The following is a 26,381-nucleotide window of genomic DNA, read 5'->3' as shown; positions in this document are numbered from 1 at the left end:
CTCTGGAGTGCCGCTGGTGACATCGAGAGCGGTCGGTTTGCGGCATGGCGGCTCGTACCCGCCGGTACGGGTACGGACCGCCATCACATGGGCGGACAGCCGCACATTTGTCGCCGTTTTGTCGTCGCGTTCGAGGCGAAATGTCCGGCCACCACGGCCGGGCCGCTCCCCTCCCTCAGTGCCCGGCGCCGGGCGGACGATCCTCCCGGCGCCGGCTCGTTCCTGCCCCCGGTCAGCGCCGCAGCGCGGCCAGTGCCCGGCTCACGATGCGTGCCCGGTCGGCCGCGGAGGGCACGTGCTCCAGGCCGAAGCCGATCAGCACGCTGTCACGCGTGGTGACCGCGGCGGCGGACGGGTGCAGGTCCTGGCTGCGTGTCCAGTTCCCACGCAGGGCGGGGCTGCCCTGCGGGGGTCCCGCGACGGTCCAGGGTCCGAGCGACGTCTCGAAGCCCTCGGCGTCCCGCTCGCCGCCCGCCGTCACCAGCCGGGTGTCGTCGACGAAGACGCCCCTGCCGCCGTCGCCGGGGTCGGTGATGTACGAGACGGCGACCTCGATCCGCTTGCCCGCGTAGGCGCTCAGATCGAACGAGGCGGCCCGCCAGCCGTCGGACGCACCGGTGAAGGAGTTCCAGCCGCCGGTGGTGCCACGCGCCGTGCATCCACCGGAACCCACGGTGAGGTAGTGGCGCAGGAAGGGGTGCATGGCGACGTAGAAGCCGCCGTCGCACTGGGTGGGGACGGCGGTGGAGGTGGCGCCGTTCGCGTCGGGCAGCGTCGTCCAGTCGTCCTGTCCGACGGTGTGGACCTCGAAGACGGCGTTGTCGTAGCCGGGCTCGGTGTTGTAGCTCAGGCGCAGGTTCAGCGCGGGCGCCTCGGCCGCGCTGGTGCCGCTCAGGTCGAGCGTGCGCGTGAGCCGCATCCAGGAGGCGTTGCGGTGGCTCGCCGCCGCGTACCAGTCGCCCTCGTACGGCGAGAAGGGCATCTTCACACCCGGGTAGTCGCCCGCGGCCGCGCTGCTGAACTGCGGGAACCGGTCGGGCGGCAGGGTGTCCGAGGTGACCGTGTACGCACCGGCCGCGTCCAGCGGGTTGCCGGGCGCCGCGGCGAGCGCTCCCGAGGCACCCCCGAGGCGGCCCGCGCCGAGGAAACTGCCTGCCCCGGCGAGCGAGGCACGGCCCGAGGCGCCGAGGTAGTACTGGGAGAAGTCGTCGCTCAGCGCGCCGCCGAGGTCGGCGGCGCCGCCGGCCCGCTCGCCGGTGGTGACGAGCTTGCCGCCCTCGTTGAGGTAGGCCCGCACGGCCTGCGTGGTGGCCCAGGAGGGCGCCTTCGCCCCGGTGTACCAGACGACCGTGTCGAAGTGGCCGAGCACCGCGAGCGGGTGCGGGGTGCCCTGCGTGGCGACGTCCCAGACCGCGCTGCCCCGCTTGTTGTCGGCGAGCGCACCGGTGTAGACGGCGGTGTGCTGCGCGGGTGCGCTGCCGCCCTCCTCGGCGACCACGAGGGTCGAGGCGCGCGGCCGATCGGCGATCCGGTAGGTGAAGTGCTCGCTGGAGGTGTGCTTGCCCTCCCTCGTACGGCCGGTGAACCAGACTTCGACGGTGTCGCCGACGTCGCCGTCCCGCACGCGGGCGCGGTACTCGTCGAAGCGGATGTTGTCCTCGCCGCCGAAGGTCTCGCCGCCCTTCCAGGGCAGCAGCGCCTGGCCGTGCGCACGGCCGCCGTTGACGCGGTAGTTGAGCTTCTTGTCCCGCAGCGACTTGCGGGCGACGACGGACACCTCCTGGTCCCCGCCGCGGGCGTAGGAGGTGGTGAAGGTGTCGGGGGTGAAGTCCGCCGCCTCGAGCCCGAGCGAGGAGGACGGCCGGTCGGGGTGGGCGGCGGTCTCGGCGACGGAGAGTGCGAACGGGATGTTCTTGGCGAACTCCTGCTGGATCAGCTTCTCGTCGTCGGGGAAGGTGAAGACGGAGGCGCAGTCGGCCGCGTTCCAGGGATCGTTCGGGTCGATGCGGGACGCGGTGGCGCAGGTCGACATCTCCGGGGTGTACATCATCATCCCGTTGACGTTGGCCGCGTGGCCGTCGGCCTCGCCGTTGGTGGTGTACAGCTCCGAGGAGACCTGGGGGCGGTAGCCGGGAACGGCCGGGTTCTCCGGGGTGCCGGCGAGCGACTTGTAGAGCACGTCGTCGGGTGTGGGTGTGGCGACCTGCCAGCCGACTCCGTAGAGGATGAGCTCCGCGGCGGAGTGGTAGTTGATGCCGTACTCGAAGCCGATGCGCTTTTGGAAGGCGTCGATGGCCCGGGTCTCGGGCTCGGACGCCGGACCGGTGCCGCGGTAGGTCTCGTCGAACGGGTCGGGGGACGAACCCTCGTTGTCGTAGCCCCACTTGTAGGCGAAGTTCCGGTTGAGGTCGACGCCGTCGCCGGGCGCGATCTTCCCGTCGCCGTTGTTGTCGCGCATGTTCTTGCGCCACTGGCGCTCGGCGGTGCCGGTGAAGGTGTAGTCGTAGCCGTCCGGGTTGGCGGAGAGCACGAACCACAGCTCGGTGGAGTCCACGATCTTCGTGATCCGCGGGTCCTTGCCGTAGTTCTCGAGGTAGTGGTGCATCAGCCGCCGGGTCATCTCCGGCGTGATCCATTCCCGGGCGTGCTGGTTCGACATGTAGAGCGTGGCCGGCTTGCTGCCGTCCCGGTGCTTCGCGGCACCTTTGGAGATCTTGAGCGCGAGGATGTCCTGGCCCTTGACCGTCTTGCCGATGCTGACGGCCTTGGTGAGACCGGGATGGGCGGCGGCGGTCGCCAGGATCTCGCTCTTGAGGCCGCCCTCGCCGCTGTAGGGCCGGTACACGCCGTCGCCCGCCTTGGCGGCGCGCCGCTCGGCCCCGGCGGGGACGGTGTGCTCGGTGATGCCGACGCCCTGCGCGCGCAGTTCGTCCGCCTGCCGCCCGGTGAGGTACAGCTCGACGGTGGCGGATCCCTTCGTGGGCACCTGCTCGGTCAGTTCGTGTCCGTCGGCGCCCGCCGCGAGGATCAGCGGCACCTGCGCCCGGGTGACCTCCGCGTGCCACACGCGGAGTTCGTCACCGTCGCCTCCCCCCGGTTCGGCCTGCGCGATCGGCGCCGCCGACAGTCCCGCGACGAGCAGTGAAGCCGCTGCGAGGATCGATCTCGCCCTGCGTCTCATACGCCCCCCTTGCTGTTGTCTGCCCGATGAGTGAACACGCGCCAGGCTCATGACTCTCCATGATCATGTCAATAGGGCAACGGGGTGCCCAGGACGGTTCCGGAAACGCCGCTGCCGACGCCCGAACGGGCGTCGGCAGCAAAGCTCTTGAGCTGCATGCCGGGGAGGGCTCAGCCGACGAGCCCGTCGGCCATCTCCTCGGTCAGATTGGACTCCGTACCCGGAATGCCGAGGTCCTGAGCCCGCTTGTCGGCCATCGCCAGCAGCCGCCGGATGCGGCCGGCGACCGCGTCCTTCGTCAGCGGCGGGTCGGCGAGGGCGCCCAACTCCTCCAGGGACGCCTGCTTGTGCTCCATGCGCAGCCGGCCGGCGGCGGCGAGGTGCTCGGGCACCTCCTCGCCGAGGATCTCCAGCGCGCGCTGCACCCGGGCCCCGGCCGCGACGGCGGCGCGTGCCGACCGGCGCAGGTTGGCGTCGTCGAAGTTCGCCAGGCGGTTGGCGGTGGCCCGCACCTCACGGCGCATCCGCCGCTCCTCCCAGGCCAGCACCGATTCGTGCGCCCCGAGGCGAGTCAACAGCGCGCCGATCGCGTCACCGTCCCGGACGACCACCCGGTCCACGCCCCGCACCTCGCGGGCCTTGGCGGCGATCGAGAGCCGGCGGGCGGCGCCGACCAGTGCCAGGGCGGCCTCCGGGCCGGGGCAGGTGACCTCCAGCGAGGAGGACCGGCCGGGCTCCGTCAGGGAGCCGTGCGCGAGGAAAGCGCCACGCCAGGCGGCCTCGGCGTCGCATGTGGCACCGGAGACGACCTGGGGCGGCAGGCCGCGGATCGGGCGGCCGCGGCCGTCGACCAGGCCGGTCTGGCGTGCGAGCTGGTCGCCGCCCGCCACCACCCGTACGACGAAACGGGAGCCGCGGCGCAGCCCGCCGGGGGCCATCACCATCAGCTCCGAGCTGTGCCCGAAGATCTCCAGGATGTCGCGCTTGAGGCGGCGCGCCGCGATTCCGGTGTCGAGCTCCGCCTCGATCACGATGCGGCCACTGACCAGGTGCAGACCGCCCGCGAACCGCAGGATCGACGAGACCTCCGCCTTTCTGCAGCAGGTCCGGGTGACGGGAAGCCGGGAGATCTCGTCCTTCACCGCTGCCGTCATCGCCATGGGCCGATCCTTCCATGCATCCGAAAAATACGGTCGTACGCGGCGGCCAACAGCTCCGGGTCGTGCTTCGAAGCGCCTCCCCCAGAGGCTTCGCCCTGGGAGGGGCCCCCGACCGAGGCCACGGGCGCCAGCTCGACCGCGGCGCCGAGCCGCCTGGCGGCGTCGGCGAGGGACTCGCGGTCGGGCACGGCGGCCTCGTCGGCCAGCACCACGTCCAGGGCGAGTTTAGGCGCGTGTCGTCCCAAAACCTCCAAATGACGCTGCGGGGAGAAGCCTTCTGTTTCGCCCGGCTGCGGCGCGAGATTGAGGGAGAGGACCCGCCGCGCCTTGGTCTCGACCAGGGCGTCGAGCAGCTCGGGCACGAGCAGGTGCGGTATGACCGAGGAGAACCAGGAGCCGGGCCCGAGAACCACCCAGTCGGCGTCCAGGACGGCCTCGACGGCCTCCGGGACCGCGGGCGGGTCGTTCGGCACGAGATGCACCGACTGCACCTCGCCCGGTGTGAGCGCGACGGTCGCCTGGCCGCGGACCGTGGACAACTCGTCGGGGCGCGCGGGGTCGTGCCCGCGCACGAGCGCCTGGAGCTCCAGCGGGACGGCCGACATGGGCAGTACCCGGCCGTGGGCGCCCAGCAGCTTGCCCACCAGGTCGAGGGCCTGCACATGGTCGCCGAACTGCTCCCACAGCGCCACGATCAGCAGATTGCCCACCGCGTGCTCGTGCAGGTCGCCCTTGGACTGGAAGCGGTGCTGGATGACGCGGGCCCAGGTCTGGCCCCAGTCGTCGTCGCCGCACAGGGCCGCGAGCGCCTTGCGGAGGTCGCCCGGCGGCAGCACGCCGAGCTCCTCGCGGAGCCGGCCGCTGGAGCCGCCGTCGTCGGCGACGGTGACGACCGCCGTCAGGTCCCCGGTGATGCGGCGCAGGGCCGCGAGCGACGCGGACAGGCCCATGCCGCCGCCGAGGGCGACGACCTTGGGCTGCGCGCCGCGCTTCCGTGTCGACGGGGTGCGCGTGGACCTGCGCAGCCGCCGCAGACGGAGGTTCCGTCCGGTCACTCGCGCCCCATGTCCCGGTGCACGACGACCGTCTCGACCCCGGCGGAGGACAGCCGGGCCGCGAGCTTCTCGGAGGTGGCGACCGAGCGGTGCTTGCCCCCCGTGCAGCCCACCGCGATGGTCACGTACCGCTTGCCCTCGCGGCGGTAGCCGGAGGCGATCAGCTGGAGCAGCTCGGTGTAGCGGTCCAGGAACTCCTTGGCCCCGGGCTGGTTGAAGACGTAGTTCGACACCTCTTCGTTCAGGCCGGTGAAGGGGCGCAGCTCGGGGACCCAGTGCGGGTTGGGCAGGAAGCGCATGTCGACGACGAGGTCGGCGTCGACGGGCAGCCCGTACTTGAACCCGAACGACATCACCGTCGCCCGCAGCTCAGGCTCCTCCTCGCCCGCGAACTGGGCGTCCATCTTGGCGCGCAGTTCGTGCACGTTGAGGCTGGAGGTGTCGATCACCAGGTCGGCGTCACCGCGCAGCTCGCGCAGCAGGTCGCGCTCGGCCGCGATGCCGTCGACGATCCGGCCGTCGCCCTGGAGCGGGTGCGGACGTCGCACCGACTCGAAGCGGCGCACGAGGGCGTCGTCGGAGGACTCCAGGAAGACCGTCCGGCGGGTGACCTGCTTGGCGTCGAGGTCGGCGAGGGACTCACGGAGATTGTCGAAGAAGCGCCGGCCGCGCACGTCCACGACGACGGCGATGCGGGCGACGTTGCCCTGCGAGCGGGCGCCGAGCTCCACCATCGTGGGGATCAGCGCGGGCGGCAGGTTGTCCACGACGAACCAGCCCAGGTCCTCCAGACACTTCGCCGCAGTGCTGCGACCGGCTCCGGACATGCCGGAGATGATCACCAGCTCCGGGATGGCCACGTCCGCCGCGGCGTCGGCGGGCTCGGCCGTATTGCCCGTACTCACGTCTGCTGCTCCGTCTCCGTCGTGCTCGGTCATGTCGTTGTGCCCCCGTCGTTCTCTTCCATGATCTCTCCTGTCGCCGTGTTCACGGCGGGTGCGGCCGGAGCCGCCTGCGCAAGGGCCACGACGACCGACTCGGCCGTCTTGCGGCCCATGCCGGGGACCTCGCAGATCTGCTCGATTGTCGCCTGCCGCAGGCGCTTCACCGAGCCGAAATGCTTGATCAGAGCCTGTTTCCGGGTGTCCCCGAGGCCGGGCACGGCGTCCAGCGGGCTGGTCCTGATCCGCTTCGTCCGCTTGGAGCGCTGATAGCGGATGGCGAAATCGTGAGCCGTGTCACGGACGCGCTGGAGGAGGTAGAGGCCCTCGCTGGACCGGGGCAGCACGACCGGGTCGTCGTCGTGCGGCAGCCACACCTCTTCGAGGCGCTTGGCGAGGCCGCAGACGGCGACGTCGTCGATGCCCAGCTCGTCCAGGGCGCGCTGAGCGGCCGCCACCTGCGGCTTGCCGCCGTCGACGACGACGAGCTGGGGCGGGTAGGCGAACTTCCTGGGGCGGCCGTCGTCCTCGGGAGCCCGCTCGGGGTCGTCGCCGCCGATCCACTCCCCCGTCCTGTCCTTCTCGGCGAGATACCGCCGGAACCGCCGGGTGATCACCTCGTGCATGGACCGGACGTCGTCCTGGCCCTCGAAACCCTTGATCTGGAAGCGGCGGTACTCGCTCTTGCGCGCGAGGCCGTCCTCGAAGACCACCATCGACGCCACCACGTCCTCGCCCTGGAGGTGGGAGACGTCGAAGCACTCGATGCGCAGGGGGGCCGAGTCGAGACCGAGGGCCTCCGCGATCTCCTCCAGGGCCCGCGAGCGCGTGGTCAGATCGCTGGCGCGCTTGGTCTTGTGGAGGCCGAGGGCCTGCAGGGCGTTGCGCTGCACGGTCTCCATGAGGGCCTTCTTGTCGCCGCGCTGCGGGACGCGCAGCGACACCTGCGACCCGCGGCGGCCGCTCAGCCACTGCGTGACGGCGCTGTCGTCCTCGGGCAGCGCGGGGACGAGGACCTCCTTGGGCACGGCGTCGCCGCTCTCCTCGCCGTACAGCTGCTGGAGGGCGTGCTCGACCAGGCCCGCGGTGTCGACGTTCTCCACCTTGTCGGTGACCCAGCCGCGCTGACCGCGCACCCGGCCGCCGCGGACGTGGAAGATCTGCACGGCGGCTTCCAGCTCGTCCTCGGCGAGGGCGATCAGGTCGGCGTCGGTCGCGTCGGCGAGCACGACGGCGTTCTTCTCCAGGGCGCGCCTGAGCGCCTCTATGTCGTCGCGCAGCCGGGCCGCCTTCTCGTACTCCATCTCCTCGGCGGCCGCCGTCATCTGCTTCTCCAGGCGGCGGATGTACGTGCCGGTCCGCCCGGCCATGAAGTCGCAGAACTCCTCGGCCAGTTCGCGGTGCTCCTCGGGGGTGACCCGGCCGACGCACGGCGCGGAGCACTTGCCGATGTAGCCGAGCAGGCAGGGGCGGCCCTTCTGCACGTGGTTCCTGAACACGCCCGCGGAGCAGGTGCGCACGGGAAAGACGCGGAGCATCAGGTCGACGGTCTCGCGGATCGCCCACGCATGCCCGTACGGACCGAAGTAGCGCACGCCTTTCCGCTTGGCGCCGCGCATGACCTGGACCCGCGGGAAGTCCTCGTTCAGCGTGACCGCGAGATACGGGTAGCTCTTGTCGTCGCGGTACTTGACGTTGAACCGGGGGTCGAACTCCTTGATCCAGGAGTATTCCAGCTGGAGCGCCTCGACCTCGGTGGAGACCACCGTCCACTCGACGGAGGCGGCGGTGGTGACCATGGTGCGGGTGCGCGGATGCAGATTGGCCAGGTCCTGGAAGTAGCTGGCAAGGCGCTGGCGCAGGCTTTTCGCCTTGCCGACGTAGATCACGCGGCGGTGCTCGTCGCGGAACCTGTAGACCCCCGGCGAGTCGGGGATCTGTCCCGGCTTGGGGCGGTAGCTGGAGGGGTCTGCCATGCCGACCACCCTACTGGCGGGCGGTGACAGCGTGGTCATCTCCCGGCAGGGACATGACCAGCCCTTCCCGGGCGCGCGGACGGGATCAGCGCGGGCGCGGAGGCCGGCCGCGACGGCAGCCGGGGCCTCGGTTCCGGCCACGAGCCCTGTATCCATCCTTGTCGCGGGAAGATCGACACGCTTCAATGCGGAGTGACGCGGCGCTGTGATCGGTACGGCCCGGATGTGAAGACCTCCGTCCCTCCCCGCCCGGAAGGCCCGCCGCCCACCCCCAGCGGCAGCCACCGCTCCGTGATCGTTCACCCCCGAACGCCATGAGCCCCCGGAGGAGTCCATGGGCCACACCGAGGCAGACCTGGCACAGGTGCTGACCACCGGCCCGTTCCACCTGGCCCTGCGCGCCGCTCTCGCGACGCGCGGTCTGCCGCTCCAGCGCGTCCAGCACCACCTCGCCCATCGGGGGATCAAGGTCGGGGTGACCAGCCTCAGTTACTGGCAGCAGGGCGCGCGCCGCCCCCAGCGCCCCGAGTCGCTGCGGGCCGTGCGCGCGCTGGAGGAGGTGCTGGAGCTGCCCGCGCAGTCGCTCGTCCGGCTGCTCGGGCCGGGGACGGACAGCGCCCCCGCGGGGGCGGACCGTCCCCGGACGCGCTCCTACCGCTCGCTCGCGGAGGCAGCCGGCACGGCGGAACGGCTGTTCGCCGGTCTGACGCCGCCTGGGGACGGCGGACTGCACACGGTCGGGCACCAGGACCGGGTGCGCATCGACGCCGACCGCCGCCTCGCGGGACGCGACTCCCACCACGTCGTCCGCGCGCAGCGCGACGGCGTCGACCGCTATCTCGCCGTCCACCACGGCGATCCCGGCTGCGACCCGGCACGCGTGCGGGTGAGCGCGCTGGAGAACTGCCGCACGGGCCGGGTGCGGTGGGACACCGACAACCGCGTGGTGGTCGCCGAGCTCCTCTTCGACACCCGGCTGCGCGCCGGAGAGACGTACGTCTTCGGTTACGGCTTCGAGGACGGCACCGGCGGCCCGAGCGGCGAGTACGTGCGCGGCTTCGGCCTCGCGGGCGGGCAGTACCTGCTCCAGGTGCGGTTCGACGAAGGCGCGCAGCCGGCGCACTGCCACCGGTTCGCCCACGCGACGACGGGTGCGCCGCGGGGAGCGCGGACACGTCTCGCGCTCAGCGGGCGGCACCGCACGGTGCACCTGGTGGAGCAGGGGATACGGCCCGGAATCCTCGGGATCGACTGGGACTGGGACTGACGGCGCCGGGCCCGTCCGGGGCGGGAGCCAGGGCCGCTCCTCCGGCCGACCGCGCGTCGGGCCGGGCGGGCGATGCGTACGGTTCGGGTTCGGCAGTCGGGGCCGGCGTCAGGCGTCGGGGCCGGCGACGAGCCTGCCGCCCTCCGCCTTGACCGGGACCTCCGGCAGCGGCACGGTGGCCGGGCCCACGAGTGCCTTGCCGGTCGTCACGTCGAAGCGGCTGCCGTGGCAGGGACAGTTGCCCTCCGTGCCCTCCAGCTTGTCGAGTACGCAGCCCGCGTGCGTGCACTGGGCGCTGAACGCCTTGTACTGCCCCTTCGCCGGGCAGTGCACGACCAGTCGCTGCTCCCGGTAGAGCTTGGCCCCGCCGACGGGGACGGCATCGGCGTCGCCGAGGTCGACGGGCGCGGTGGGGGTCGGGATCTCCGCGTGGCCGACCTTGGACTCGGTGGAGCAGGCGGTGACGCCCAGCCCGGCGGCCCCGGCGAGGGCCGCGCCCTTCAGGACGGTACGGCGGGCGGTCGGCTGGCCGGGCATGGGAACTCCACTGGTCAAGGCGTCGGTGCGTCCGAGGGCGCGTGTCGGTGACAGAAACGACGATACCGGCGGAGATCGGCGGCCCCCGGGGCGGGATCCCTGGTCGGCCGCGCGGGCATCGGCTACGTTCTGGCCCGTGATCGTCGTCGCCGGTGAGTCCCTGATCGACCTGGTCCCGCAGGGGGCCGCCACTCCCCTGCCCGCGCTGCTGCCCCGCCTCGGCGGCGGGCCCTACAACACAGCGGTGGCGCTCGGCCGGCTGGGCTCCCCGGTGGCGTTCTGCTCCCGGGTGTCGACGGACGCCTTCGGCGAGGCACTGCTGGGCGGGCTGCGCGCGGCAGGCGTCGACGTCTCCCTGGTCCAGCGGGGCCCGGAGCCGACGACGCTGGCGGTGGCCGCGATCGGCTCGGACGGTTCGGCCGGGTACGGCTTCTACGCGCAGGGCAGCGCGGACCGCCTCTTCGAGCTGCCCGGCCCTCTGCCCGAGGCCGTGCGGGCGCTGGCGCTGGGCACGTGCTCGCTGGTGCTGGAGCCGGGCGCGACCGCGTACGAGGCGCTGCTGCGGCGGGAAGCGGGGCGCGGCGTCTTCACACTGCTCGACCCGAACATCCGGGCCGGTCTGATCCCTGACGCGGACGCCTACCGGGCCCGGTTCACGGGGTGGCTGCCGTTCGTGTCGCTGCTGAAGCTCTCCGAGGACGACGCCGAGTGGCTGGGCGGCGTGCCCGAAGGGCCGGAAGCGGTGGTGCTGACCCGGGGCGGCTCGGGGCTGACGGTGCGGACCCGGGCCGGTACCGAGGTCTCGGTCCCGGCCGCTCCGGTGACCGTCGCGGACACCATCGGGGCGGGCGACACGGTGAACGCGGCGCTGCTTCACGGGCTCGCGGCCCGGGACGCGCTGTCCCCCGCCGCGCTGTCCGCGCTGGACGCGGCTGCCTGGACCGAGGTGCTGACGTTCGCGGCGCGCGCGGCGGCGGTGACGTGCTCCCGGACGGGTGCGGAGCCCCCGTACGCCTGGGAGCTGGCCCGAGGAGCAGCCGCAGATCCCGAGCCGGACCACTCGAGCCCCGCCGGCGCCTGAGGCGCCGGCCGAGATCGGACAGACCGGGCGCACCGGGGTCGAGGCCGTCGGTGAGGCCGCCGACCTCGACCAGGCGCCGACGTCGACCAGGCGTCCGAGCCCGCCGGGTGCCTGGGACGCGCCCAGCCTCGCCCGGCGCACCGCCGGCATCTGAGGCGTGGTCCTCCGGGGCCAGAACCCCGGAAGACCGCACCCGACGGCGGGGCCGTCCCGTCAGGCGCGACGCGCTCGCGCCGCCGTCGTCGCCTTCTTGGCCGTCGCCTTCCGCACGGGCTTGCGTGCCGCCGGCACCGACACCGCGTCGCTGATGCGCTCCGCGTCCAGGATGTCCCGCAGGAACTTGCCGGTGTGGCTCGCCGGGACGCCCGCGACCTGCTCCGGGGTGCCCTCGGCGATGACGAGTCCGCCGCCGCTGCCGCCCTCGGGGCCCATGTCGACGACCCAGTCGGCCGTCTTGATGACGTCCAGGTTGTGCTCGATGACGATCACCGAGTTGCCCTTGTCGACGAGGTTGGACAGCACGTTGATCAGCTTGCTGATGTCCTCGAAGTGCAGACCGGTCGTCGGCTCGTCCAGCACGTAGACCGTGCGCCCGGTGGAACGCTTCTGGAGCTCGGAGGCCAGCTTCACGCGCTGCGCCTCACCGCCGGAGAGCGTCGGAGCGGACTGGCCGAGCCGGACGTACCCGAGGCCGACCTCGTTGAGCGTGCGCAGGTGGCGGGAGATCGTCGGGACGGCCTCGAAGAAGTGCAGCGCCTCCTCGATCGGCATGTCCAGCACCTCGGCGATGGACTTGCCCTTGTAGTGGACCTCCAGCGTCTCGCGGTTGTACCGCGCCCCGTGGCAGACCTCGCACGGGACGTAGACGTCCGGCAGGAAGTTCATCTCGATCTTGATGGTGCCGTCACCGGAGCAGTTCTCGCAGCGGCCGCCCTTGACGTTGAAGGAGAAGCGGCCGGGCAGGTAGCCCCGGACCTTCGCCTCCATCGTCTCGGCGAAGAGCTTGCGGACATGGTCGAAGACGCCGGTGTACGTCGCCGGGTTGGACCTCGGGGTGCGGCCGATCGGCGACTGGTCCACGTGCACCACCTTGTCGACGAGGTCGTCGCCGTCGACCCGGGTGTGCCGTCCCGGCACCGACTTGGCGCCGTTCAGCTCGCGGGCCAGGTGGGTGTAGAGGATGTCGTTGACCAGGGTCGACTTTCCGGAGCCGGAGACACCGGTGACCGCGGTGAGGACGCCGAGCGGGAAGGACACGTCGATGTCCCGCAGGTTGTTCTCCCGGGCGCCGTGCACCGTGAGCCGGCGCGTCGGGTCCACCGGGCGGCGCAGCTCGGGCGTCGGGATGGACCGCTTGCCGGAGAGGTACTGCCCGGTCATGGACTCCTTGTTGACCAGGAGCTCCTTCAACGGGCCGGAGTGGACGACCTTGCCGCCGTGCTCACCCGCGCCGGGGCCGATGTCGACGACCCAGTCCGCGACCTTGATCGTGTCCTCGTCGTGCTCGACGACGATCAGGGTGTTGCCCATGTCGCGCAGGCGCACCAGCGTCTCGATGAGCCGGTGGTTGTCCCGCTGGTGCAGGCCGATGGACGGCTCGTCCAGCACGTACAGCACGCCGACCAGCCCGGAGCCGATCTGGGTGGCGAGCCGGATGCGCTGCGCCTCGCCGCCGGAGAGGGTGCCCGCCGCACGGTTGAGGGAGAGGTAGTCGAGGCCGACGTCGACGAGGAAGCGGAGCCGCTCGTTGACCTCCTTGAGGACGCGCTCGGCGATCTTCTTGTCGCGGGCGCCCAGCTTGAGGCGGCCGAGGAAGTCGGCGCACTCGCTGATCGACATCGCGGAGACCTCGGCGATGGACTTCTCCATCACGGTGACCGCGAGGACGATCGGCTTGAGGCGGGTGCCCTCGCAGGTGGGGCACGGGACCTCGCGCATGTAGCCCTCGAAGCGCTCCCTGCTGGAGTCGCTCTCGGCCTCGGAGTGCCGCCTCTTCACGAACTGGACGGCGCCCTCGAAGGCGGGGGTCGTGTACGCGCGCTCCCGGCCGTACCGGTTGCGGTAGCGGACCTCGACCTGGGTCTTGTGGCCGAACAGCAGGGCCTTCTTGGCGCGCTGCGGCAGCCCGGCCCAGGGCATGTCGGTGGAGAACCCGAGCGCCTGGGCGAGCCCGCCGATCAGGCGCCCGAAGTACTCCTTGGTGTGGCCGTGCGACCAGGGGTGGATCGCGCCGTCGTCGAGGGACCTCTCCTCGTCGGGGACGATCAGCTCGGGGTCGACCTCCATGCGCGTGCCGATGCCGGTGCAGTCGGGGCAGGCGCCGAACGGCGAGTTGAACGAGAAGGAGCGGGGCTCGAGCTCCTCGAAGGACAGGTCGTCGTAGGGGCAGTACAGGTGCTCCGAGTACATCCGTTCCCGGTCGGGGTCGTCCTCGGGGAGGTCGACGAAGTCGAGCACGACCATGCCGCCGGAGAGGCCGAGCGCGGTCTCGACGGAGTCGGTCAGCCGGCGCTTGGCGCTGTCCTTGACGGTGAGGCGGTCCACGACCACCTCGATGGTGTGCTTCTCCTGCTTCTTCAGCGTGGGCGGCTCGGCGAGCTGGATCGTCGTGCCGTCGACCCTGGCGCGGCTGTAGCCCTTGGTCTGCAGGTCGGAGAAGAGGTCGACGAACTCACCCTTGCGCTCGCGCACCAGCGGCGAGAGCACCTGGAAGCGGCTGCCCTCGGGCAGCTCCAGGACCTTGTCGACGATCGCCTGTGGCGACTGGCGCGAGATGGGGCGGCCGCACTCGGGGCAGTGCGGCTTGCCGATGCGGGCGAACAGCAGACGGAGGTAGTCGTAGACCTCGGTGATCGTGCCGACCGTGGAGCGCGGGTTGCGCGAGGTCGACTTCTGGTCGATCGAGACGGCCGGCGACAGGCCCTCGATGAAGTCGACGTCCGGCTTGTCCATCTGACCGAGGAACTGCCGGGCGTACGAGGAGAGGGACTCGACGTAGCGGCGCTGGCCCTCGGCGAAGATCGTGTCGAACGCGAGGGACGACTTGCCCGACCCCGAGAGCCCGGTGAAGACGATGAGGGAGTCACGCGGGAGGTCGAGCGAGACGTTCTTCAGATTGTGCTCGCGCGCGCCACGGACGATGAGACGGTCGGCCACGCCGGTCCGCACCTTTCTTGAGAGAAGCGGGGGCACGGCCCCCGTCCCAGACTGTTCCAAGCCTAGGGGGGCCGCCAGATGGATGAATGCCTGACTTTCAAGGATGCCTCCACCGAGCGTATAGCACGCGCATTCGATTTACGGACGCCTGTGGATTCCTTCACCCGAACGAGTGCCGAGGGCTAGGGTCTGCCTCGTGATCGATCCTCTGAGCGACCTGCGCCTCGTACGTGAAGCGACCGACCGGCTCCTCACCGCCGTCGCCGCACTGGACAACGCCGCCGTGACACGGTCGTCACGGCTGCCGGGCTGGACCCGCGGCCACGTGCTGGCCCACCTCTCCCGTAACGCCGACGCACTCGTGAATGTTCTCCGGGGACGCCCGATGTACGTCAGCGCCGATGCGCGTGCCGCCGACATCGAGCGCGACGCTCCCCGACCCCTCGCAGGGCAGCTCGATGACCTGCGGGAGAGTGCCGCACGCTTCCAGGACGCCGGCTCCGTGCCCGCCGACTGGGACCGCACGGTCGAGCTGCGCAACGGCATCACCGACCGGGCGGCGCGGGTGCCGTTCCGGCGTCTGATCGAGGTGGAGCTGCACCACGTCGACCTGGGCATCGGCTACGAGCTGGAGGACCTGTCGAAGGAGTTCACCCAGCGGGAGACCGACTTCCTCGCCCAGCGCTTCCGCGGTGCCTCGAACGTCCCGCCGACCCGGGTCCTCACCCCCGCGGGCGAGTGGCGCACGGGCGGCGACGAAGGACCCGAGGTGACGGTGTCCGGGCCGCCTGCGGAGGTGCTGGGCTGGCTCACGGGGCGGCGGGAGGGCGCCGCGCTGGAGGTCGCGGGAGGACCGCTGCCCGTACTGCCCCCGCTATAGGCTGAGACCTATGACGTACAGCGGAGTGGTGAAGGTCGGCGGGCCCGCGGACGTGCACGAACTGACGGACCTGATGATCTCCAAGGTCGCGGTCGGCCCGATGGACAACAACGCCTATCTGCTGCGCTGCCGGGCCACCGGCGAGCAGCTGCTGATCGACGCCGCCGCCGAGCCCGACACCCTGATCCGGCTCATCGGCGACGACTCGATCGCGTCGGTCGTCACCACGCACCGCCACGGTGACCACTGGCAGGCGCTCGCCGAGGTGGTCGCGGCGACGGGCGCCCGGACGTACGCGGGCCGCCACGACGCCGAGGGGATCCCGGTGCCCACCGATGTACTGGTGGACGACGGGGACACGATCCGGGTGGGCCGCGTCGAGCTGACCGCCCGTCACCTTGTGGGCCACACCCCTGGATCGATCGTGCTCGTCTACGACGATCCGCACGGCCATCCCCACGTGTTCACCGGTGACTGCCTCTTCCCGGGGGGTGTGGGCAACACCCATGACGATCCGAAGGCGTTCGCCGATCTGCTGAACGGTGTCGAGGAGAAGCTCTTCGGCCGGCTCCCCGACGAGACATGGGTCTACCCGGGCCACGGCAAGGACACGACGCTGGGCGACGAGCGCCCGAAGCTCCCGGAGTGGCGCGAACGCGGCTGGTAGTCCCCGGCCTTCAGGATCGGACCGCCGACTCGGATGCGGCGGTTCCGGGGGCCGGACACGCCGTCGGCCGGGGCGAGGGCTTTCGCCCACGCCCCGGCCGGGCTGTCGTCTCGGATCACCGGACCCGGTGGGTCAGGCGTCGACGCTGTCCTTCTCGGCACGGTCCTCGCCGGCGGCCGGCCCGGCCTCGGCCGCTTCCCGCTCGGCCTGCTTCCTGGAGGCGATCAGGCTGGTGATCGTCGTGACGACCAGCACGCCGCAGATGACGGCCAGGGAGAACGGGATCGAGATCTCGGGCACGTGCACCCCGCTCTCGTGCAGCGCGTGCAGCACCAGCTTGACGCCGATGAAGCCGAGGATCACCGACAGGCCGTAGCTGAGGTGGACCAGCTTCTTCAGCAGTCCGCCGATGAGGAAGTACAGCTGGCGCAGACCCATCAGCGCGAACGCGTTGGCCGTGAACACGATGTACGGGTCCTGGGTCAGACCGAAGATCGCGGGGATGGAGTCCAGCGCGAAGAGCACATCGGTGGTGCCGATGGCGAGCATGACCACCATCAGCGGGGTCAGGACGCGCTTGCCGTTGTTCCGGATGAACAGCTTCGTGCCGTGGTACTTGTCGGCGACGCCGAACTTCTTCTCGATGGACTTGAGGAGCCTGTTCTCCTCGAACTCCTCCTCTTCCTCGTCCGAGCGCGCCTCCTGGATGAGCTTCCAGGCGGTGTAGATGAGGAAGGCGCCGAAGAGGTAGAACACCCACGAGAAGCTGGCGATGATGGCGGCGCCGGCGGCGATGAAGATCGCCCGCAGCACCAGGGCTATCAGCACACCGATCAGCAGCACCCGCTGCTGGAGGTGGGAGGGCACCGAGAACTTCGCCATGATCAGGACGAAGACGAAGAGGTTGTCGACGCTCAGCGACTTCTCGGTGATGAAGCCCGCGAAGAACTCGCCGGACGCCTGGCTCTCGCCGAACACGAGCAGGCCGACGCCGAAGAGCGCCGCCAGCACGATCCAGACGACGGTCCAGATACCGGCTTCCTTGATCGACACGTCATGGGGCTTCCGCCCGATGAAGAAGTCGACCGCGATCAGGGCGCTGAGACCGAGAATGGTCAGCACCCAAAGGGTCATGGAAACGTCCACTGTGCCTCCGGCTTCGTACGGCTAACTGATCAGCGTCGTCGCTGCCGGAGGTCTCCTCCACCCCAGGGCGGTGTCGTGCCGCACCACGGGCCGGCGCCCCGGGACCTTCTCTGTCGGTCCGTACTGACGGGCACGCCGCGAGTCGGGAGTACTCCCCTCCGCCCAAGGAACAGTACAGGAAAGACCAAGGAAAGGTAAAGCGAAGGGTAAAGTCGGTCCCAAATACCCAGGTCAGCGGCCCCAGGAGCGGCGGGCGTCGGTCACCTGGTCCAGCACCTGGCGCAGTACGGCACTGCCCGGCGGCACGGTCAGCGGCTCGTACGTCCACGCGTGCCGCACCCAGGGGTCGGCGAGGTGGTCGTCGGGCACGGGCGTGATCCGCAGGAGCGAGCGCCACAGGGGATCGAGCACCGGGCCGTAGGCGGAGGCGTCCTCGCGGTCGGCGACCATCAGCAGGTGGACCCCGACGGCCGGTCCCTCGTCGGCGAGGTACCGGAGTTGGGTGACCGCCCGGTCGTCGAAACCGTGCGGGAAGTCGTTGACGATCAGAAGCTGCTCGGCCCGGTCGAGATCCGGCGGCAGGGAGTCGGCCGCGTCACCGCGCAGCGCCATCGTCACCAGGTCGACCCGCTGCGTCAGCCCGGCGAGGACGGAACGCACACCCTCGGCTCCTGACGCCGGCGGCCCGGCGAGCACGCCCGAGGCCACCAGCGGGGCGAGGGACCCGGCCGCCGCCCCCGCGGGGTCGATGACATGCACCGAGAACTCGCCGGGCGGGTACACCGCGACGAGCCGGGCCGCGAGCGCGACCGCCGTGTCGGCGGCCTGCCGTCGCAGCACCCCTTCGTCCAGCGCCATGGCCGCGTCCGAGCTCGACCTTCCGCTGTCCACCCACAACCCGCGCTCCAGCGGCAGCCGTACGAGCAGCGGGAGGCGCAGTTCGGGACTCTCGGGCAGATGGATGTCCCCGATGCGCAGCGCCATGGGGATCTCCATCGGAACGCGGTAGGCGTGCCAGACCGGGTTGTCCCAGCGTGCGAAGGCCGGGGGCAGCGCGGGCTCGACGACCTCCGCCTCGGCGGTGAGCTGGGCCAGATCGCGGTCGAGGACCTGCCGGGCCTGGTCGGTCAGCTGCTCGTACTTGGCGCGGGCCGCGGCCCGCGCCGCGTCCCCGCCGCTGCCGATGCGGCTGCGCGGGTCGGACAGGACCTGGTCGAGCTCCCTCTCCATGCGGTTCTCGGCGAATTCGACCGCACTGCGGTAGGCGGCGACGGTCCGGGCCAGGTCCTCGAACATGCCCCAGATCTGGTTGTAGAGGCGCTCCTCCATCGACCAGCCGGTGGCGTCGCCCGCGACGGGCGCGGAGGGGCGGCCGGGCTCCGCCGGCGGTACGGCCGGAGGCGGCGGCGGGGCCGCCGACTGACGCCGCGGGTGCGTGTAGTTGATGGGGCCGCTCGGGACCTGCGGCGCGTCCGGCCCCGGGGTGTGCTGCGGGACCGCGGAGGCCGCTGCGGCCTGGGCCGCGGGCACGGACAGCCCGTCGGAGAGCGAACGGCCGCCGGATGGCGTCGCGTCGGGGGCGGAGGACTGGTCGGGTGCGGCGGGCCCGGCCGGCCCCGCGTCGGCACTCGTGCCCAGCCGCGCCGGTTCGGAGCGGGGGGCCAGGGGGGCGACGGTCGCCTGTATGCCGGCGGCGATCTCCCGGGCACGGGTGAGGCCCTGGTCGGCCAGGAGATCCGCGAGGCCGCCCTCGTAGCCCTGGCCCACCGCGCGGATCTTCCAGGCACCCTGACGCCGGTAGACCTCGACGGCGACGAGCGCGGTCTCGGTGTCGAGGCCGGTGACGGTGAAACTGGCGATCTCCTCGCCGCCGTCGCCGACGACGGCGACGAAGGGCGCCGCGGTGGCGCCGAAGCGGTCGGGACCGCCCCCGTCCGCGAGCGCGAGGAGCAGGTTGATCTGCTGCGCCGCCTCGGGCACGGCGTCCAGTTGGAGCGTGAAGCGGGGCGTACGGTCGGCCTGTCCGGGCACCTCGACGCCGGGCACCGCGGGGACGCCCGGATGGGCGAGCCACTCCTCGCGCCCTGCGCCGTGGTCGTCCACATAGCTGGAGCAGGCCACGACCGGATGACCGGCCGACACCCGTACCTCCACGCGGGTGTGCGGCAGGGGGTGGTTCTGCCCCCGGACCAGCTCGGCCGTCATCGCTCTGTCCCCTCGGTGCTCTGCGGTACGCGTGTGTGTGCGTCGGATGTCGTGCGGCGCCGCCGTGCGCGGGCGGGCGGCGGTCGCCTCGTGCGGTGCAAGCGGTGCAGCTCCCGGCGGCGATGCCTCCGGGAGCTGCGTCCGTCGATACGGTCCTGGCCTGCGGTGAACGCCTACAGGTGCGGCAGGATCGCCGGCATCAGGTCCTGGAACGTACGGCCGTTGGCCGGGTTGCCCAGGGCGGTCATCTGCCAGCCGCCGCCGGCGCGGTGCACCTTGGCCATGATCTGCGCCGTGTACTGGCCGCCGCCGTCGAGCGTGTAGCGGGCGAGCTCCTGGCCGTTGGTCTCGTCGACGATGCGGCAGAAGGCGTTCTGCACCTCCTGGAACGTCTGGCCGGTGAAGGAGTTCACCGTGAAGACGATCTGGTCGATGTGGACCGGGACCCGCTGCAGGTCGACGAGGATCGCCTCGTCGTCGCCCCCGGAACCGGCGCCGCCCACCAGGTTGTCACCGGTGTGCTTGACGGAGCCGTCGTCGCTGACGAGGTGGCGGAAGAAGACCACGTCCACCGGCTGCTTGTCGGCGAACAGCACGGCCGACGCGTCGAGGTCGATCTCGCGGGTGCGCGAGCCGAACAGACCGCGGCGCGGGGCCGCCTGCCAGCCGAGCCCCATCCGCACAGCCGTGAGGGTGCCCCCGTCGCTCTTCTGCAGGCTGATGGCCTGGCCCTTGGTCATGTTGACCGTCACGCGCTGTCCCCTTCTTGAGAATTGCCACCGCCCAAATGTGCGGTTGACCTGCACCCTACGCAGTCGGAACGGCGGAACAGGACCGTCCGCCCGATTTTGTGTCGGTCTTGCAACACAGGGTCCGCCGCCGTCTCAGGCGAGGCCCGCCTCCTTCATCTGGCGGAGCTCCTTCTTCAACTCGCTCACCTCGTCGCGCAGTCGCGCGGCCACCTCGAACTGCAGCTCCGCAGCGGCCGCGCGCATACGCTCGGTCATCTCCTCGATGATTCCGGCCAGTTCGGTCGCGGGGCGGTCGGTGACCACCTCGCCCTTCCTGGCGCCCGACGTGCCGAGCGCGGGCACGGGGGCCTTGACTGCCTTGCCTGCCTTGTCGGCCTTCGCCTGCCGGTAGCCCGTGCCGAGCAGTTGCTCGGTGTCGACCTCCTCGCGCGCGATCGTCGCGACGATGTCGTTGATCTTCTTGCGGAGCGGCTGCGGGTCGATGCCGTTCTCCGTGTTGTACGCGATCTGCTTCTCGCGGCGGCGGTTGGTCTCCTCGATGGCCTTCTCCATCGCGGGCGTGATCTTGTCCGCGTACATATGGACCTGCCCGGAGACGTTGCGCGCCGCGCGGCCGATGGTCTGGATCAGGGAGGTGCCCGAGCGCAGGAAGCCCTCCTTGTCCGCGTCCAGAATGGCCACCAGCGAGACCTCGGGGAGGTCGAGGCCCTCGCGCAGGAGGTTGATGCCGACCAGGACGTCGTACTCGCCGGCGCGCAGTTCACGCAGCAGCTCGACGCGGCGCAGGGTGTCGACGTCGCTGTGGAGGTAGCGGACCTGGATGCCCAGTTCGAGGAAGTAGTCGGTGAGGTCCTCGGCCATCTTCTTGGTGAGCGTGGTGACGAGGACCCTCTCGTCCTTCTCCGTGCGCAGCCGGATCTCGTGGACCAGGTCGTCGATCTGGCCCTCGGTGGGCTTGACGACGACCTCGGGGTCGACGAGACCCGTGGGGCGGATGATCTGCTCGACGAAACCGTCACCGCGCGAGAGCTCGTAGGTGCCGGGGGTGGCGGACAGGTAGACGGTCTGGCCGATCCGCTCCTGGAACTCCTCCCACTTCAACGGGCGGTTGTCGAGTGCGGACGGCAGCCGGAAGCCGTGCTCGACGAGCGTGCGCTTGCGGGAGGCGTCGCCCTCGTACATCGCGCCGATCTGCGGGACCGTCACATGGGACTCGTCGATGACGAGCAGGAAGTCCTCGGGGAAGTAGTCGAGGAGGGTGTTGGGCGGGGAGCCGGGCTCGCGGTCGTCGAAGTGCATCGAGTAGTTCTCGATGCCCGAGCAGGAGCCGATCTGGCGCATCATCTCGATGTCGTACGTCGTGCGCATGCGAAGCCGCTGGGACTCCAGCAGCTTGCCCTGCTTGTCGAGCTCCGCGAGGCGCTGCTCCAGCTCGGCCTCGATGCCGTTGACCGCCTTCTCCATGCGCTCGGGGCCGGCCACGTAGTGACTGGCGGGGAAGACGTACAGCGACTGGTCCTCGCTGAGGATCTCGCCGGTGAGCGGGTGGAGGGTGGACAGTGCCTCGATCTCGTCGCCGAACATCTCGATGCGGACGGCGAGCTCCTCGTAGACCGGGAAGATCTCGATGGTGTCGCCGCGAACGCGGAAGGTGCCGCGCTGGAACGCCATGTCGTTGCGCGTGTACTGGATGTCGACGAAGCGGCGCAGCAGCTGGTCGCGGTCGATCTCGTCGCCGACCTTGAGCTGGACCATGCGGTCCACGTACTCCTGCGGGGTGCCGAGGCCGTAGATGCAGGAGACGGAGGCGACCACGACGACGTCGCGGCGGGTCAGCAGCGAGTTCGTCGCGGAGTGGCGCAGGCGCTCGACCTCCTCGTTGATCGAGGAGTCCTTCTCGATGTAGGTGTCCGACTGGGGGACGTACGCCTCGGGCTGGTAGTAGTCGTAGTACGAGACGAAGTACTCCACCGCGTTGTTCGGGAGGAGCTCGCGGAACTCGTTCGCCAGCTGGGCGGCCAGGGTCTTGTTGGGCGCCATCACCAGGGTGGGGCGCTGAAGCCTCTCGATCATCCACGCGGTGGTCGCCGACTTGCCGGTGCCGGTCGCGCCGAGCAGGACGACGTCCTTCTCGCCCGCGCGGATACGCCGCTCCAGGTCGGCGATGGCCGTCGGCTGGTCGCCGCTGGGCTGGTAGGGGCTGACGACCTCGAAAGGCGCCACCGTACGTTCGATCTTGGAAACGGGCCGCATGGAATCCACCGTACGACCCGCCACTGACAGCCGGGAGCGAACCGCTTCGGACGCCGGGCTCCGGCAGGGTTCCGGCCACCGGCCTGATCCGGCCCGACCAGCGGCTTTGCCCACGGCGTGAGGCCGGCAGGCCCCGCGGGACCGCGCTCAGCGGCTGTCGTGGTCCGCCAGGCGCCGGCGGCGGCCGCGGTCGGCGGCCCAGGACGCCGGGCGACGCGCCGCCGGCGCCCCTGCCCGGGCCGGGACTCCCGGGCGCCGGCCCTCGTCGCGGGCGGGCCACCCGTGTTCCGGCTCGCCCAGCACGAGGAGCGGGTCGAACATCACCACGACGGCGGCGAGCAGCAGGAAGACCGCCGGTCCCACGAGGACGGGTGCGAGCACGCCGACCGGGGAGTCGCCGGCGGCGGCAATGTCCGTCGTGTGGTGCAGGCGGACGCTCACCGCCGCCATCCCGACGTAGTGCATCCCGCTCACCGCGACGCCCATCACGAGGGCGGCGCCGAGACTCGCCAGGAAGCCGTGCACGGACACCGCCGCCCACAGCGCGGCGGTCGCCGCGACGACGGCGATCACCACGGAGAGCGCGACGGTGAGGGTGTCGTACTCCAGGACGCCCCGCAGTCGCATTCCGGCCATGCCGAGGTAGTGCATGGACGCGATGCCGAGTCCGGTGAGCGTCCCGCCGGTGACCAGCGCCATCACGGTCGCGCCGCGGTAGCCCACGATGAAGATCCCGACACCGACCATCACGACGGCCACGGCCAGGCTCGCGAAGGTGGTCGGCCTGTCGTAGCCGATGGGGGCCTCCTCGACGGTGAATCCCATCATCGCGATGAAGTGCATCGTCCAGATCCCCGAGCCGATGGCCGTGGCACCGAGCGCCAGCCACCCCGCCTTGAAGCCGCGGCCGTGGCGCACGGACCGCGTGGTGCAGCGCAGGCCCAGGGCCCCGCCCAGACAAGCCATGAGATAGGCCGCCACCGGGGTGACGAGGCCGTAGCCGAAACCGTCCACCGTGCCCTGCATCCCCTGCGCCCTTCGCCCCGTGTGGTCCCCTGCGCCCGGTGCCCCCTGGCTGATCCGGGATCCCCGCGACCCCCGCGAATCCGGGAGCGAACGTCCGGTTGTGGGCGAGAGTACGGCCCGGGGAACGGGATGGAAACGCCGGGTCGGCGATTTGTCGACATACGAGACACAGGGGGTGGTTCCCCGCGCGCGGTCCGTTCACGTCGTGGCCATACTTCGCCTGTCCCGCGTTGACCGACGACTGTCACTCTCGGCCCGTCCGTGAACCGACGACGTGAGGAAATCCCCTGTGCACGCACGCCCCGTCGCAGCCCTGACAGCCACTGCCCTCGGAATCGCCGTGCTCCTGGCGCCCGGCTCGGCCTCCGCCGTCCCGGAGGCCGCCGCGCAGCAGGACGAACCGCTCGTGATCGCCCATCGAGGCGCCTCCGCGTACGCGCCCGAGAACACCCTCGCCGCGGTGGACCTCGCGGACCGGATGGGCTTCGTCTGGGTCGAGAACGACGTCCAGCGCACCAAGGACGGCGAGCTCGTCGTCGTCCATGACGACTCACTCGCCCGGACCACCGACGTGGAACAGGTCTTCCCCGACCGCGCGCCCTGGAAGGTCAGGGACTTCACCGCCGCCGAGATCGCCCGCCTCGACGCGGGCAGCTGGCGCGGCGCCGAGTGGGCCGGCGCGCGCGTGCCCACGCTCAAGCAGTACCTGCACCGCGTCGACGAGAACAACCAGAAGCTCCTTCTGGAGATCAAGAAGCCCGAGCTGTATCCGGGCATCGAGAAGGACACTCTCCGGGTGCTCGGCGAGGAGGGCTGGCTGGACCGCCGGCACGTGGCGGGCCGGCTCGTCATCCAGAGCTTCGGCGCGGACACCGTGAAGGCCGTGCACCAGCAGCGGCCGGACCTCACCACCGGCTTCCTCGGTACGCCGGCGGTCACCGACCTGCCGGCGTACGCGGCGTTCACCGACCAGATCAACCCCACGCACACCTCGCTGACCGCCGAGTACGTGGCCGCCGTCCACGCGCTCAAGGGCGCGCACGGCAAGCCGCTGCGGGTCAACACCTGGACGGTGAACGACGCGGCGGGCGCCGCGCGCGTGGACTCCTTCGGGGTGGACGGGATCATCACCAACAACCCGGACGTCGTGCGGGACGCGGTGAGCTGACGCCCGCTCCGGACGGACTGTCAGTGCCCGGTCGTACCGTGGTCCGCATGAACACCACCGGCAGGAACACCCTGGAGTGGAGCGTCGTCGCCACGGACATCGGGCCGCTGCTGCTCGCCGCGACCGGCGACGGCCTGGTGAGCGTGGTGTTCCACGCGCGGCCCGCGATACGGGACCGGGCGCTGAAGCAGCTCGCGGACCGGCTCGGTGCGGCGCCAGCCGAGACGGCGACCGGGCGCCTCGCCGAGCCGATACGCCAGCTGCACGCGTACTTCAGGGGCACGCTGCGGGATTTCGACCTTCCGCTGGACTGGTCGCTCTCGACGGGTTTCAACCGCCAGGTGCTGCGAGACCTGCCGGCCGCCGCGCCCTTCGGGACGGTCGTCGGTTACGGCGATCTCGCGGAACGGCTCGGCCGGCCGGGCGCGGGCCAGGCTGTCGGTGCGGCGATGGGCTCCAATCCGCTGCCGGTCGTCGTGCCGTGCCATCGGGTGGTGGAGAGCGACGGGGGGCTGGGCGGCTTCGGCGGGGGGCTGGAGACCAAGCGCAGGCTGCTGGCGCTGGAGGGCGTGCTGCCGGAGCCGCTGTTCTGACCGGCCGCCGGTGCGGTTTCGGACCGGCGCGGTCACTGGCACACTGCGTCGGTGACCACCAGCCCTGACGCTCCTGACATATCAAAGACCCCGGCGATCGGGGCGGCCGAACTCCCGGCGCTGCGGCGCCGCATCAACGCAGTGCTGATCGCCAGCCAGATCCTCGGCGGCCTGGGGGTCGCCACCGGGATCGCGCTCGCCGCGGTCCTGGCGCAGGAAGTCAGCGGCACGGAAGCCCTCTCCGGACTCGCCCCGACCGCGACCGTGGCCGGGACCGCGCTGCTCTCGGTGCCGCTGGCCGCCCTGATGACCGCCCGAGGGCGGCGGCCGGGCCTGGTCCTCGCGTACCTCATCGGGGCGCTCGGAGCGGGCGTGGTCGTGCTGGCCGCCGTCGTCGGCAGCTTCCCGCTCCTGCTGCTCGGCATGGCGGGCTTCGGCGCGGCCTCCTCGGCCAACCTGCAGGCCCGGTTCGCGGCCGCCGACCTGGCCGAGCCGGAGCGGCGCGGACGGGCCATCTCCACCGTGGTGTGGGCGACGACGATCGGGGCGGTGCTGGGGCCGAACATCGCCTCGCCCGCCGGACGCAGTGTGTCCGGCATCGGCATACCGGCGGCCGCGGGCCCCTTCCTGTGGGCGGCGGGCGTCTTCCTCGTCTCGGCAGTGCTGGTCCTCGTCCTGCTGCGCCCCGACCCGCTGCTGACCGCCCGCGCGCTGTCCCCCGCCGACCGCTCTCCCGCGGGGCGTTCGCTGCGTGCGGGGGTGCGGGCCGTGCGGGAGTCCCCCATGGCGCAGCTGGCGCTGGTCACGGTCGCGGTCTCGCACACGGCGATGGTGTCGATCATGTCGATGACCCCGGTCGCGCTGAGCCACCACGGTGCGGGGATCCAGCTGATCGGCCTGGTCATCAGCGGGCACATCGCGGGCATGTACGCGTTCTCGCCGCTGATGGGCTGGCTGGCGGACCGCATCGGGCGGCTGGCCGTGATCGGACTGGCGGCCGGCCTCCTCAGCACGGCCGCGCTGCTGGCCGGAACGGCGGGGCCGAGTCACGGCCGGACGGCGTTCGGCCTGTTCCTGCTGGGCCTGGGCTGGTCGGCGGGTCTCGTCTCGGGCTCCACGCTGCTGACGGACTCCGTGCCGCAGCCGGCGCGGGCGGCGGTCCAGGGCCTGTCCGACCTGACGATGAACACGGCGGCCGGTCTGGGCGGGGCGGCGGCAGGTCTCGTGGTCGCGCAGGCGGGGTACGGGTGGCTGAACGCGATCGGGGCGGCTCTGCTGCTGCCGATGGCCGCCCTGGCGGTACGGCGGGCCATGACACGGGCGTGAGCGGGTGCGGG

General features: G+C 71.4%; 19 protein-coding genes. 7 read left to right on the top strand and 12 right to left on the bottom strand.

Annotated elements, in window-relative coordinates; all coding sequences use genetic code 11:
* Nucleotides 1-232: 232 nt before the first annotated feature.
* The 5 genes from AB0K02_RS08805 to uvrC all read right to left on the bottom strand — a co-directional run bounded on the left by AB0K02_RS08805 (nt 233) and on the right by uvrC (nt 8,313).
* A complete protein-coding gene (locus AB0K02_RS08805; RefSeq protein WP_365991636.1) occupies nt 233-3,181 on the bottom strand; it encodes a M14 family zinc carboxypeptidase in 2,949 nt (982 codons plus the stop codon).
* 170 nt (nt 3,182-3,351) lie between these two features.
* Nucleotides 3,352-4,341 (bottom strand): DNA-binding protein WhiA, encoded by a 990-nt coding sequence (gene whiA / locus AB0K02_RS08800; RefSeq protein WP_365991635.1) that lies wholly within the window; start codon nt 4,339-4,341, stop codon nt 3,352-3,354.
* On the bottom strand, nt 4,332-5,396 hold the full coding sequence (gene yvcK / locus AB0K02_RS08795) for a uridine diphosphate-N-acetylglucosamine-binding protein YvcK (protein WP_365991634.1): 1,065 nt from the start codon (nt 5,394-5,396) through the stop codon (nt 4,332-4,334). Before yvcK ends, whiA begins: the two co-directional genes overlap by 10 nt.
* A complete protein-coding gene (gene rapZ, locus AB0K02_RS08790) occupies nt 5,393-6,334 on the bottom strand; it encodes an RNase adapter RapZ (protein WP_177148837.1) in 942 nt (313 codons plus the stop codon). Before rapZ ends, yvcK begins: the two co-directional genes overlap by 4 nt.
* The gene (uvrC, locus tag AB0K02_RS08785) at nt 6,331-8,313 is read right to left on the bottom strand and encodes an excinuclease ABC subunit UvrC (protein WP_365991633.1); all 1,983 of its coding nucleotides are present in this window, start codon (nt 8,311-8,313) and stop codon (nt 6,331-6,333) included. Before uvrC ends, rapZ begins: the two co-directional genes overlap by 4 nt.
* Before the next feature lie 334 nt (nt 8,314-8,647).
* Between uvrC and AB0K02_RS08780 the strand changes: the two genes are divergently transcribed.
* Complete coding sequence (locus AB0K02_RS08780; RefSeq protein ID WP_365991632.1) at nt 8,648-9,580, top strand: hypothetical protein; 933 nt, start codon at nt 8,648-8,650, stop codon at nt 9,578-9,580.
* Nucleotides 9,581-9,688: 108 nt separating this feature from the next.
* Here the strand turns inward: AB0K02_RS08780 and AB0K02_RS08775 are convergent, their stop codons facing one another.
* On the bottom strand, nt 9,689-10,117 hold the full coding sequence (locus AB0K02_RS08775) for a Rieske (2Fe-2S) protein (RefSeq protein ID WP_365991631.1): 429 nt from the start codon (nt 10,115-10,117) through the stop codon (nt 9,689-9,691).
* Between the two features lie 136 nt (nt 10,118-10,253).
* On the opposite strand from AB0K02_RS08775, the gene AB0K02_RS08770 reads away from it, so the two are divergent.
* Nucleotides 10,254-11,198 (top strand): carbohydrate kinase, encoded by a 945-nt coding sequence (locus AB0K02_RS08770; protein WP_365991630.1) that lies wholly within the window; start codon nt 10,254-10,256, stop codon nt 11,196-11,198.
* 213 nt (nt 11,199-11,411) lie between these two features.
* Here the strand turns inward: AB0K02_RS08770 and uvrA are convergent, their stop codons facing one another.
* A complete protein-coding gene (uvrA, locus tag AB0K02_RS08765) occupies nt 11,412-14,354 on the bottom strand; it encodes an excinuclease ABC subunit UvrA (RefSeq protein ID WP_365991629.1) in 2,943 nt (980 codons plus the stop codon).
* Nucleotides 14,355-14,550: 196 nt separating this feature from the next.
* Here uvrA and AB0K02_RS08760 point away from each other — a divergent pair, with 196 nt between their 5' ends.
* Both AB0K02_RS08760 and AB0K02_RS08755 read left to right on the top strand, forming a co-directional pair.
* On the top strand, nt 14,551-15,234 hold the full coding sequence (locus AB0K02_RS08760) for a maleylpyruvate isomerase family mycothiol-dependent enzyme (protein WP_365991628.1): 684 nt from the start codon (nt 14,551-14,553) through the stop codon (nt 15,232-15,234).
* Nucleotides 15,235-15,244: 10 nt separating this feature from the next.
* A complete protein-coding gene (locus tag AB0K02_RS08755) occupies nt 15,245-15,901 on the top strand; it encodes an MBL fold metallo-hydrolase (protein WP_365991627.1) in 657 nt (218 codons plus the stop codon).
* A gap of 132 nt (nt 15,902-16,033) precedes the next feature.
* Here the strand turns inward: AB0K02_RS08755 and AB0K02_RS08750 are convergent, their stop codons facing one another.
* The 5 genes from AB0K02_RS08750 to AB0K02_RS08730 all read right to left on the bottom strand — a co-directional run bounded on the left by AB0K02_RS08750 (nt 16,034) and on the right by AB0K02_RS08730 (nt 23,283).
* Nucleotides 16,034-17,047 (bottom strand): TerC family protein, encoded by a 1,014-nt coding sequence (locus AB0K02_RS08750; protein WP_365991626.1) that lies wholly within the window; start codon nt 17,045-17,047, stop codon nt 16,034-16,036.
* A gap of 231 nt (nt 17,048-17,278) precedes the next feature.
* Nucleotides 17,279-19,252: a TerD family protein gene (locus tag AB0K02_RS08745; RefSeq protein WP_365991625.1), complete on the bottom strand. Its 1,974-nt coding sequence runs from the start codon at nt 19,250-19,252 to the stop codon at nt 17,279-17,281.
* A gap of 173 nt (nt 19,253-19,425) precedes the next feature.
* The gene (locus AB0K02_RS08740) at nt 19,426-20,004 is read right to left on the bottom strand and encodes a TerD family protein (protein ID WP_124277026.1); all 579 of its coding nucleotides are present in this window, start codon (nt 20,002-20,004) and stop codon (nt 19,426-19,428) included.
* 132 nt (nt 20,005-20,136) lie between these two features.
* Entirely contained in the window at nt 20,137-22,257 is a 2,121-nt protein-coding gene (gene uvrB, locus AB0K02_RS08735; protein ID WP_365991624.1) for an excinuclease ABC subunit UvrB, read from the bottom strand.
* Between the two features lie 147 nt (nt 22,258-22,404).
* The gene (locus AB0K02_RS08730) at nt 22,405-23,283 is read right to left on the bottom strand and encodes an MHYT domain-containing protein (protein WP_365991623.1); all 879 of its coding nucleotides are present in this window, start codon (nt 23,281-23,283) and stop codon (nt 22,405-22,407) included.
* A gap of 289 nt (nt 23,284-23,572) precedes the next feature.
* Between AB0K02_RS08730 and AB0K02_RS08725 the strand changes: the two genes are divergently transcribed.
* The 3 genes from AB0K02_RS08725 (at nt 23,573) to AB0K02_RS08715 (ending at nt 26,370) form a co-directional block, all read left to right on the top strand.
* Nucleotides 23,573-24,451 (top strand): glycerophosphodiester phosphodiesterase family protein, encoded by an 879-nt coding sequence (locus AB0K02_RS08725; protein WP_365991622.1) that lies wholly within the window; start codon nt 23,573-23,575, stop codon nt 24,449-24,451.
* 47 nt (nt 24,452-24,498) lie between these two features.
* Entirely contained in the window at nt 24,499-25,044 is a 546-nt protein-coding gene (locus tag AB0K02_RS08720) for a methylated-DNA--[protein]-cysteine S-methyltransferase (RefSeq protein WP_365991621.1), read from the top strand.
* A gap of 78 nt (nt 25,045-25,122) precedes the next feature.
* Nucleotides 25,123-26,370: an MFS transporter gene (locus AB0K02_RS08715; RefSeq protein WP_365991759.1), complete on the top strand. Its 1,248-nt coding sequence runs from the start codon at nt 25,123-25,125 to the stop codon at nt 26,368-26,370.
* Nucleotides 26,371-26,381 lie beyond the last annotated feature (11 nt).

It is taken from the genome of Streptomyces sp. NPDC049597 (assembly GCF_040675505.1).
GTDB lineage: Bacteria > Actinomycetota > Actinomycetes > Streptomycetales > Streptomycetaceae > Streptomyces.
This window is presented reverse-complemented; position numbering and strand designations above follow the sequence as displayed.

Excerpts from the sequence above, each read along its gene's own strand:
- AB0K02_RS08805 (WP_365991636.1), bottom strand. The coding sequence starts at position 3,181 with ATGAGACGCAGGGCGAGATCGATCCTCGCAGCGGCTTCACTGCTCGTC.
- whiA (WP_365991635.1), bottom strand. The coding sequence starts at position 4,341 with ATGGCGATGACGGCAGCGGTGAAGGACGAGATCTCCCGGCTTCCCGTC.
- rapZ (WP_177148837.1), bottom strand. The coding sequence starts at position 6,334 with ATGACCGAGCACGACGGAGACGGAGCAGCAGACGTGAGTACGGGCAAT.
- uvrC (WP_365991633.1), bottom strand. The coding sequence starts at position 8,313 with ATGGCAGACCCCTCCAGCTACCGCCCCAAGCCGGGACAGATCCCCGAC.
- AB0K02_RS08780 (WP_365991632.1), top strand. The coding sequence starts at position 8,648 with ATGGGCCACACCGAGGCAGACCTGGCACAGGTGCTGACCACCGGCCCG.
- AB0K02_RS08775 (WP_365991631.1), bottom strand. The coding sequence starts at position 10,117 with ATGCCCGGCCAGCCGACCGCCCGCCGTACCGTCCTGAAGGGCGCGGCC.
- AB0K02_RS08755 (WP_365991627.1), top strand. The coding sequence starts at position 15,245 with ATGACGTACAGCGGAGTGGTGAAGGTCGGCGGGCCCGCGGACGTGCAC.
- AB0K02_RS08745 (WP_365991625.1), bottom strand. The coding sequence starts at position 19,252 with ATGACGGCCGAGCTGGTCCGGGGGCAGAACCACCCCCTGCCGCACACC.
- uvrB (WP_365991624.1), bottom strand. The coding sequence starts at position 22,257 with ATGCGGCCCGTTTCCAAGATCGAACGTACGGTGGCGCCTTTCGAGGTC.
- AB0K02_RS08730 (WP_365991623.1), bottom strand. The coding sequence starts at position 23,283 with ATGCAGGGCACGGTGGACGGTTTCGGCTACGGCCTCGTCACCCCGGTG.
- AB0K02_RS08720 (WP_365991621.1), top strand. The coding sequence starts at position 24,499 with ATGAACACCACCGGCAGGAACACCCTGGAGTGGAGCGTCGTCGCCACG.